8 protein-coding genes are annotated in these 8457 nt (G+C 71.6%); 4 read left to right on the plus strand and 4 right to left on the minus strand.

The window, feature by feature from the left end:
• Positions 1 to 24: 24 nt before the first annotated feature.
• Both IZR01_RS46150 and IZR01_RS46155 read left to right on the plus strand, forming a co-directional pair.
• Positions 25 to 1275, plus strand: coding sequence for an amino acid deaminase/aldolase (locus tag IZR01_RS46150; protein WP_438939729.1), 1251 nt, complete (start codon positions 25 to 27; stop codon positions 1273 to 1275).
• Positions 1272 to 1829 (plus strand): P-loop nucleotide/nucleoside kinase family protein, encoded by a 558-nt coding sequence (locus IZR01_RS46155; RefSeq protein ID WP_323746631.1) that lies wholly within the window; start codon positions 1272 to 1274, stop codon positions 1827 to 1829. Before IZR01_RS46150 ends, IZR01_RS46155 begins: the two co-directional genes overlap by 4 nt.
• A 47-nt stretch (positions 1830 to 1876) precedes the next feature.
• Here the strand turns inward: IZR01_RS46155 and IZR01_RS46160 are convergent, their stop codons facing one another.
• A complete protein-coding gene (locus IZR01_RS46160) occupies positions 1877 to 2533 on the minus strand; it encodes a TetR/AcrR family transcriptional regulator (protein ID WP_194898159.1) in 657 nt (218 codons plus the stop codon).
• Positions 2534 to 2618: 85 nt separating this feature from the next.
• Between IZR01_RS46160 and IZR01_RS46165 the strand changes: the two genes are divergently transcribed.
• Positions 2619 to 3581: an alpha/beta hydrolase gene (locus tag IZR01_RS46165; RefSeq protein ID WP_194898160.1), complete on the plus strand. Its 963-nt coding sequence runs from the start codon at positions 2619 to 2621 to the stop codon at positions 3579 to 3581.
• Between the two features lie 24 nt (positions 3582 to 3605).
• Positions 3606 to 4499, plus strand: a complete 894-nt coding sequence (locus IZR01_RS46170; RefSeq protein WP_194898161.1) for a DUF2268 domain-containing putative Zn-dependent protease — start codon at positions 3606 to 3608, stop codon at positions 4497 to 4499.
• 238 nt (positions 4500 to 4737) lie between these two features.
• Here IZR01_RS46170 and IZR01_RS46175 read toward each other — a convergent pair whose 3' ends face one another.
• From IZR01_RS46175 to IZR01_RS46185, 3 genes are all read right to left on the minus strand, one after another.
• On the minus strand, positions 4738 to 5730 hold the full coding sequence (locus tag IZR01_RS46175) for a phosphatase domain-containing protein (protein ID WP_194898162.1): 993 nt from the start codon (positions 5728 to 5730) through the stop codon (positions 4738 to 4740).
• 70 nt (positions 5731 to 5800) lie between these two features.
• Positions 5801 to 7030 (minus strand): RNA ligase, encoded by a 1230-nt coding sequence (locus IZR01_RS46180; protein ID WP_228555719.1) that lies wholly within the window; start codon positions 7028 to 7030, stop codon positions 5801 to 5803.
• Entirely contained in the window at positions 7023 to 8105 is a 1083-nt protein-coding gene (locus tag IZR01_RS46185) for an RNA ligase (ATP) (RefSeq protein WP_194927528.1), read from the minus strand. Before IZR01_RS46185 ends, IZR01_RS46180 begins: the two co-directional genes overlap by 8 nt.
• Positions 8106 to 8457 lie beyond the last annotated feature (352 nt).

The following is an 8457-nucleotide window of genomic DNA, read 5'->3' on the forward strand; positions in this document are numbered from 1 at the left end:
GCTCAGCACCCGCAGCGAGTCGTTCTGCCGCTCGTGCCCCGGCCAGAAGTTGGCCTCCAGCACGCACTCCGGCGCCTCGGCGGCCAACAGCCACAGCATCTCCATCGCGGCAGCCCCGAGCCGCCGTTCGCCGCGGTCGATCTGGACGCGTTCCACGCCAACGCCGCGGACCTGACCCGGCGGGCCGCCGGCAAGCCGATCCGGGTGGCCAGCAAGTCGGTGCGGTGCCGGGCGCTGCTGGCCGAGGTGCTGAGCCTGCCCGGATACCAGGGCGTCCTGGGGTACACGCTGCCGGAGGCGTTGTGGCTGGCCGGCAACGGCTTCGACGACATCGTCGTCGCCTACCCCTCCACCGATCGCGGCGCCTACGCCGAGCTGGCCGGGAACCCGGCCGCGCTGGCCGCCGTGACGGTCATGGTGGACAGCGCCGATCACCTGGACCTGATCGAGAAGGCCGTGGCCGGGGCGCCGGACGGGCCGGCCGCGCCGATCCGGGTCTGCATCGACATAGACGCCGCCTTCCACGCCGCCGGCGGCCGGGTCCGCATCGGCGCGCGCCGCTCCCCGCTGCACACCCCGGCGCAGGTCGCGGCCATGGCCCGGGAGATCCTGCGGCGTGACGGATTCAAACTGACGGGCCTGATGGCCTACGAGTCGCAGATCGCCGGGGTCGGCGACGCCCCGCCCGGGCGTCCGCTGCGCGGCGCGGCGATCCGGGCGATGCAGAGCCGGTCGGCACGGGAGTTGGCGGCGCGGCGCGCGGCGATCGTGGACGCGGTCCAGGCGCTGGCCCCGCTGGAGTTCGTCAACGGCGGCGGCACCGGCAGCATCGAGCGCACCACGGCCGAGGACGCGGTGACCGAGATCGCCGCCGGCTCCGGGCTCTACCAGCCGTGGCTGTTCGACTCCTACCGTGCCTTCCGCGGCCGTCCCGCGGCGCTGTTCGCGCTGCCGGTGGTGCGGCGTCCCGGTCCGGAGACGGCGACCGCGCTCGGCGGCGGCTACCCGGCCTCGGGCGCGGCGGGCAAGGACCGGCTGCCGCAGCCGTACCTGCCGCCGGGGCTGTCCTACGACCCGAACGAGGCGGCCGGCGAGGTGCAGACGCCGCTGCTGGGGAAGGTCGCCGCGACGCTGCGGGTCGGCGACCGGGTGTGGTTCCGGCACACCAAGGCCGGCGAGCTGTGCGAGCGGTTCGACACGCTGCACCTCATCTCCGGCGACGAGGTGGTCCGCTCTGTCCCGACGTATCGGGGCGAGGGCAAGACCTTTTTGTGACGGCGGAACTGGAGCCCTTGCGGCGCAGGATCGTGATGATCTCCGGCGCGCCGGGCGTCGGGAAGACGACGATCGCGCGGCCACTGGCCCGGGCCCTGGGCATGCCGCTGTTCGCGAAGGACAGCATCAAGGAACGCATCCACGACGTGCTCGCGGACAACGGTCCGGTCGAGGTGGAGTGGTCCCGGCGGCTCGGGGCTGCCGCGATGGAGATGCTGTGGCTGTTGGCCGCCGAGGCGCCGGAGTGCGTGCTGGAGGCCAACTTCTGGCCGGGGCACGAGCGGCAGAACGACTCGCTGCGGGTGCTGAGCGAGGGCGGGACGCTGATCGAGGTCTACTGCACGGCTCCGCGCGAGGAGATCCTGCGGCGGTTCCACGCCCGCAATGCCGCCGGAGAGCGGCACGCGGTGCATCCGGACCACGCGTTCACCCCCGACCGCTGGGAGAAGAGCTTCGGCGGGCCGATCGGGGTCGGGCGCGTGCTGGAGGTCGACACCTCGACGCCGGTGGACGTAGCGAAGATCGCCGCTGAGGTGCGCGCACTGCTCGGCTGACGGCGGTTGAAGACGGCTTACAGCGGTTTTACAGCGGTTGAGGACGGCTAAGGAATCGCGGCCGCGACCGAGTCCAGGTGCGCGGCGATGATCTCCTCGAACGCGGCCTGCCGGTCGACGCCCAGCGGCCGGACGTCGCGCGCGAAGTGGGCCAGGGCGGGGAACCGCTCGGGGTCGGCGCCCAGCACCGCGACGCGGAACAGCTCCATGCCCCGGTCGAACTCCTCCGACGTCAGGGTGCTCATCCCCGCCTCGGAGGCGATCAGCGAGGCCACCAGGATCGCCATCCGGTGGTAGCGCACCGGGATCTGCTCTTCGGGCAGGCCCGACATCCGCAGCGCCTGAAGCACCTCTTCCATGAGCAGCCGCGAGCCGGTGCCGCTTGAGGCGTAACGCCCCCAGACCGCGGCGAGCTGGGGCTGCTGCCCGAAGGCCGTCCGCAGGCGCAGCGCCACGGCGGTGATGCGCTGCCGCCAGTCGCCCTCGGGGTGGTAGCCGTCCATGGCGGCCAGCAGTATCCGGTCGGCGACCGCGCGCAGCAGTTCGGTCTTGTCGCGGAAGTGCCGGTACAGGCTGGAGGAGTCGGTGCCGAGCACCGCGGCCAACTTGCGCACGCTGAACGACTCGGCGTCCTCGCTCGTGCTCAGCAGCTCGGTGGCGGTCTCCAGGATCTCCTCGGTCGTCCAGCGCCTTCGCCCTGCCATCCCGCTCCTCTCGTCGAGCTCCAGCGTAGCTTATGCATTTCCTGTTGCACTTGTTGTTGCACGCACTGCGTGCATAATGGTTCGCATGACTGAGACCACCGCCGCCCAGCGGCCACCGGCACCCGATTTCACGACCCTGACGCAGGAGGAGCTGATCACTTGGCGCACCGCGGAGAACCGGTTCCGGGCGTCCGACACGGCCCGGCCGATGCTCGGGGAGCCGGACCCCGACGCGACGATCGGGTGGGAGCGGATAGCGCTGCCCGGACGCGAGCTGCCGGTGCGGGTCTATCGACCGGCTTCCGGTGCGCCGACCTCGGAGGATGCCGGCGCGGCGGCCCTGCCGCTCGTGCTGCACGTCCACGGCGGCGGCTTCGTGGGCACGGCCACGCAGTGCGACTGGGCCAACAGCCACCTCGCCGCGCACCTGCCCGCGGTCGTCGTCTCGGTCGAGCACCGGCTCCTGGCCCCGGACACGCCGCTGTCCGACGCCGTCGCCGACGCCTGGGACGTCCTCGAACTCGTGCTGCGCGAGCCGGATCAGTGGGGCGTCGACCCGGAACGGGTGGCGGTCTTTGGCGAGAGCTGCGGCGCGTTGATCAGTGCCCTGACGGCGATCCGGGCCGGGCGCACCGGACTGCGGTTGCGGGCTCAGGTGCTGGTCAACCCGGCCGTCGATGTCACGGAGTCCTTGTTCGACTATCCCTCGATGACGGAGTACGCCGAAACGGCGACGGCCGGCGTCGAGCAGCTCCGCCTCGTTCAGCAGTTCTCTGCCACGCCGGGATCCGATCCGCGCGAGCTGTCGCCGCTGTATGCGGAGTTGGCGGGCGGCCTGGCCCCAGCCCTGGTGGTGGTGCCGACCGCCGATCCGCTCGCCGATCACGGACGCCGCTACGCCGATCGGCTCTGGACCGCCGGGGTGGACACGCACCTCACCGAGTACCCCGACGCCCCGCACGCGTTCCTCACCCTTCCGGGGTTGGTGCCGCAGGCCCAGGCGGCGCGGACGGAGATCTTCGACTTCCTGCGCTTGACCTTGACGTAGCGGCAACCTCTAGCTTCGGTCGTCATGAAGATCGTTGTTCACGACACGGCGACCGCGACCGCCGAACTGCTGCGCCGGCCGCCGGCGGAGCGTCCCGACCTGCTGCGCGAGATCTACGCACCCTTGCAGACCATGCTGGCCCTGACCGGCGGCGGGGACATCGTGCGGCAGCACGAACTGCTGGGCAGCGGCTTCCGCCTCGACCGGGACGACGAGCGCTACCTGCCGGCGCTCCAGCGGATGCGGGACGCCGACGTCTGGTCCCACCTACGGGACTGGCTGACGAAGGCCTGGCGGCACCTGGACGCGGCGGTCCCCGGCGTCGGGCACGCCGACACCGTCCACGTGGTGCTGCTGCTCGGCAACCCCGACGACGACCACCTGGTCAAGCGCAGCGCCGGCTACTTCGGCTTCGGCGGCATCCCCGGCTCGATCCTGCTGACGATGTGGCCGACCGACGCCGCACTGCGCAACATCGGCTTCGCCGCGGTGCACGAGCTGCACCACAACGTGCGCTACGCGAACGTGCGCTGGAACCCGACGACGGTGACCCTCGGCGAGCAGATCGTGGCCGAGGGCCTGGCCGAGGCCTTCGTCCGGGAGCTGGGCGGCGAGGACGCGATGGGGCCTTGGACGAAGGCCCTGGAAGGCGAGCAGCTCCAACACGCATACGACAAGATCACCGCGGCCATCGACACCACCGGCATGCAGAACCTCCCGGGCTACGTCCTCGGTGACGCCACCGCCCGCCGCATGGGCCTGCCCACCACCGGCCTGCCGGACTTCGCCGGCTACGGCGTCGGGCTCCGCATCGCCGACGCGCACCTGGCCGCCAGCGGGCTGACGGCCGCGGCGAGCGTGGCGCTGCCGGCCCGGGCGGTGCTGGGGAACGCGGGGGTGGCGACGGCCGCGCAGTGAAGCGATGAACGCGACGTGAAGCGATGAACGCGGCGCGCCGGTCAGCCGCCGATCCCCCCACGCCCCGCTCGGCGCGTTCGCGGCGCGCGCCGGTCAGCCGGCTTGGTGCTGAGCCTGCCCGCCTGGCCGACTTGGCCCGCCAACCTGCTTGCTCGGCCGGCCAGCCCGGCCAGCCCGGCCAGCTAGGTCAGCCGGCTCGCGCAGCCATCTGCCTGGCCGGCCCGCTCAGCGGTCGGCATCAGAAGTCCCCATAGTCCACCTGCCAGCAGGTCAGGCCCAGCCGCCGCCACAGCGCCACGACCCGCGACCGGTCATCCAGCACCACCCGCACCGCGAAGCGGTTTCGGACGTGCGCGTCGAACAGCTCGCTCTTCACGATGTCGTCCGCGCGCGTGTCCTTCGCCGCCCGCATCCACAGCTCGTCGTACGCCACGCCGTGCTTGGCCAGCCAGCGCTCCGTGCCGGCGCGCACGTCCTCGTCGCGGCCGGACATCAGGATGACGCGGTCGCCGCGGGCGGCGAACGCGGCCAGGGCGTCGGCGGTGGCGACGATCAGCCCGTCGGCCTCCAGCTTCTCCCAGTCGTACGGGCCGCGGCCCTTGTTGTCGGCCAGGGTGCCGTCGATGTCGCACATCACCGCGGCCGGCAGCGCCGGGTCCGGGACGTAGGTCTGGGCCGGGGCGACGTCGTTGAGGTCGGCGGCGCTCAGTTTCCAGCCCGAGGACTTCGTCGAGGCCAGCCGCAGCGCCATGGCCCGGATGTGCTCCTCGCCCACCGGGTTCGGACGCTGCGCGTCGCGCCGGACACACTCCTCGACGTCCACGTCCGTCAGGTCGTGCACCTCGAAGGTGGCGCGCCCGCCGAGCAGGTTCTTCAGCCGCTTCGGGATCCGCGACACCAGGTGGGTGTTGTCCACCACGATGTCGAAGCCGCCCTCGACCGCGGCCAGCACCACCGCGTCCTGCACCGCCAGCACGGTCTCCTCGTGCCGGCGGCCCAGGCGCTTGGAGCCGTCGTTGTCGTCCAGCATCCGCCGCAGCTCGTCCAGGCTGACCCGGCGCATCCGGCCCTGCGCCGCGGCCATCAGCTGCCGGGCCACGGTGGACTTGCCGGACGCCGGCAGCCCGCGCATCAGGTGCACCACCGGCTTGCCGGGCTGCACGCCGGGGCCGGCGGGCACCGGATCGGGACCGGCGACCGGATACGCGTCGTCGATGTAGTCGTCTTCCATCAACCCTCAATCGTCAGTGGACCAGTCATCGGTGAATCAGTCGTCGGCGGATCATTTAGTCGTCGGTGAATCAGTTCTCGTCGTCGTCCCGGAACGTCGCACTGGCCTCCGGCTTCACCGCGCGCCACACGTGCATCGCGATCGGCCGGCCGTCCAGCAGCAGGAACATCCCCGCCCGCACGAAGCCGTCGAACCCCTTCGCCGCCCTGGCGTAGGCGCCGCGGTCCCCGGTCAGGTGCGCCAGCGAGCGGTGCCCGTCCTCGATCTTCGCAGTGAGCTGCGCGGCCCGGGCTTTCAGGTCGTCGCAGACGCCGCGCACCCAGGCGTCGTACTCGTCGGGCACGTCCTCCAACAGCGGCGCAAGCGGCCCGCCGGGGATCCGGCGCAGGCCGGCGACCTCGTTGGTCTGCACCCCGACGGCCTGCGCGATCTGCACGTCGGAGGCCTGCGGGTACAGCTGCACGGCCAGCGCGCGCCACAGGTGCCGCGGCCCGATGCTGGTCAGCCGGTAGTGCAGGGAGACGTAGCCGGTGAGCTTGGTCTTGGTCCGCACCCCGGAGGCGAAGCGGATGACCCAGCCCTCGGCGTCGGTCCCGGTGGCGTCGGCGCCGTCCAGGTGCTGGTTCTTCTCGGCGAGCGCCGCCAGCACCCCGAAGGTGTCGGACCAGTCGTAGGTGCGCACGACGCTGCCGACGCCCGCCCACGCCGGGGCGGCGTCGCGCAGCGGCAGCTCGGTGCCGTCGGCGGCGAACGCCGCGAGCAGCACCAGATCGCGGCGGTCGCCGTAGTTCACGACGATGCGGTTCTCCGGGTAGACGATCTCCGCGAGGTAGGTCACCGACGGGTCCAGCGCCGAGGTGTCGGCCTTGGCGAGGTAACGCCCCGCCCAGGCGGCCTGGTCGGAGATGAACGAGCCCTTCGACGCCGCGTGCCAGGCACCGTCGTAATGGAAGACGATCCCGAGCGAGCCGTCGACCTTGTCGTAGACCTCGAAGGACTCCTCGGGCAGCGGCGGGGCGTAGTCGAACTTCCCGTGCTGGCCGTGGTTGAAGAACTTCGGCAGGCACCACGCGGCCACCCGGCCGGTGCCGTCGTCGACGATCAGGCCGCGGGTGCGGGTGGTGATGGGCGTCCAGTACTGCTCGTACTGACAGGCGCGGCTGTAGGAGTAGATCGACAGCGGCAGGGTCGGGTGCGTGCGGCGCGTGACCTTCTCCGCCCCGATCTCGCGCGCCAGCTCCTCCGGGTCCAGGACGTCGGACAGCAGTGGTCGCTGGCCCACGGTCGTCTGCTCACTCATACTCGGTCCCCCCGCTTCGCGTCACGTATTCCGCCGACACGATCTTGCCGATCGTCCGGCTCCCCACCACGTCGTTCCCGTGCTCCCGCTGCGAGCGCACCACGATGCCCTCCCGGAGGTGCGCGCCGGTGCCGCTGACGGTCTCCTGGCCGGAAGCCAGCGCCAGCAACAGCGCCTCATCGTAGGGGCCCTCGTACAGGACCGGCACCGGCGGGATGCCGACGCCGGTGTCGGCCAGCGCCTCCGACCACTGCGGCGCACCCAGCCAGCGGACGACGCCGTCGACGTCCAGGCAGACGTCGAAGGCGGCAAAACCCGGGACCTCCCCCGCGTTGGCGCCGTAGGCCAGGTCCTGGACACCCTTTCCGTAGACCTCGCCGTAGACGCCGACCCGGCGCGCGCCGTAAGCCTCCGCGATCTTCGCGGCGGCCTCCGGGACCCGGTGCGCCCGCATGGTGCGCCAGTACAGGTTCCTGTCGGTCTCGACCAGCGCCAGGTACTTCGACCCGAAGCCCTTGGACGACACCAGCGACTCGCCGGTCTCGGCCAGATAGGTCAGCAGGCAGCAGGTCCCGTGTACCTTCTCGGTGGCGGACACCGGCTCACCGGGTTCGAAGATGCCTGGATAGCGCGCGATGTTCTCGATGTCGGTCCACGGCAGCAGATCGGCGGCGGAGAATACGTCCCCTGACATACTGACCGGTACCGGCGGCACCCACTTCACGACGCCCAGCAGCTCGGCGAAATCCTCCCCGGCGGCATGCGCGGCGGCCAGGTCGACGCCGTCCAGCGCCTTCGGCCGGCACACGATGCCCTGCGAGAGCTCGCCGCGCAGCCGGATCGCCCGCACCCGGTCCTTGCCGGCCCCGGCCAGCCGTCCGGTGAGCCCCAACTCCTCGATCAGACCGGCGGGAAGCACGGACTGCTCGGGGATGTATATCGCGTGGTCACCGGACCGGAACGCGCCCTTGGCCACGACGGCCCGGTACAGGCCGACCTGCGCCAGCTCCAGCGCGTCGGCGTTGGGGTGGACGTGGATGGTCAGGGGCTCGGCGGTGACACGCAGGGTGGACATGGCCTTCTCGTCTCGTGGGAGTCAGTGTCCGGAGTCGGACTCGACGACCGTAGGGGACCGGGAGTGGCTACGTGTACTGCTTTTCCAGTGCCGTATCAGGCGGCCTTTGCGCGGTAGTTCGCGGGCGTGGGGCATGGGCGACGGGCATTAGCGGCGGGCATGAGCGGCGGGCATGGGCACTCCCCGAGCGCTGTTCCGGGTTCGGGTCCGTTGGGGGATGGGGTTTGCGGGGCATGGAGTTTGCGGGGCGAGCTGCTGTTAGTCTGTGGATTTCAAAGCTTTTTACGGCCTTCGGTCATGGTTGTGCCGGTTCGGGGTTCGGGTCGGCGGGTGTGTTTGTCGGCTGCCGGTT

The organism is Catenulispora pinisilvae (assembly GCF_015356865.1).
GTDB classification, from domain to species: domain Bacteria; phylum Actinomycetota; class Actinomycetes; order Streptomycetales; family Catenulisporaceae; genus Catenulispora; species Catenulispora pinisilvae.

Coding starts and splice junctions, on each gene's coding strand:
- IZR01_RS46160 (WP_194898159.1), bottom strand. CDS start 2,533: ATGGCAGGGCGAAGGCGCTGGACGACCGAGGAGATCCTGGAGACCGCC.
- IZR01_RS46165 (WP_194898160.1), top strand. CDS start 2,619: ATGACTGAGACCACCGCCGCCCAGCGGCCACCGGCACCCGATTTCACG.
- IZR01_RS46170 (WP_194898161.1), top strand. CDS start 3,606: ATGAAGATCGTTGTTCACGACACGGCGACCGCGACCGCCGAACTGCTG.
- IZR01_RS46175 (WP_194898162.1), bottom strand. CDS start 5,730: ATGGAAGACGACTACATCGACGACGCGTATCCGGTCGCCGGTCCCGAT.
- IZR01_RS46180 (WP_228555719.1), bottom strand. CDS start 7,030: ATGAGTGAGCAGACGACCGTGGGCCAGCGACCACTGCTGTCCGACGTC.
- IZR01_RS46185 (WP_194927528.1), bottom strand. CDS start 8,105: ATGTCCACCCTGCGTGTCACCGCCGAGCCCCTGACCATCCACGTCCAC.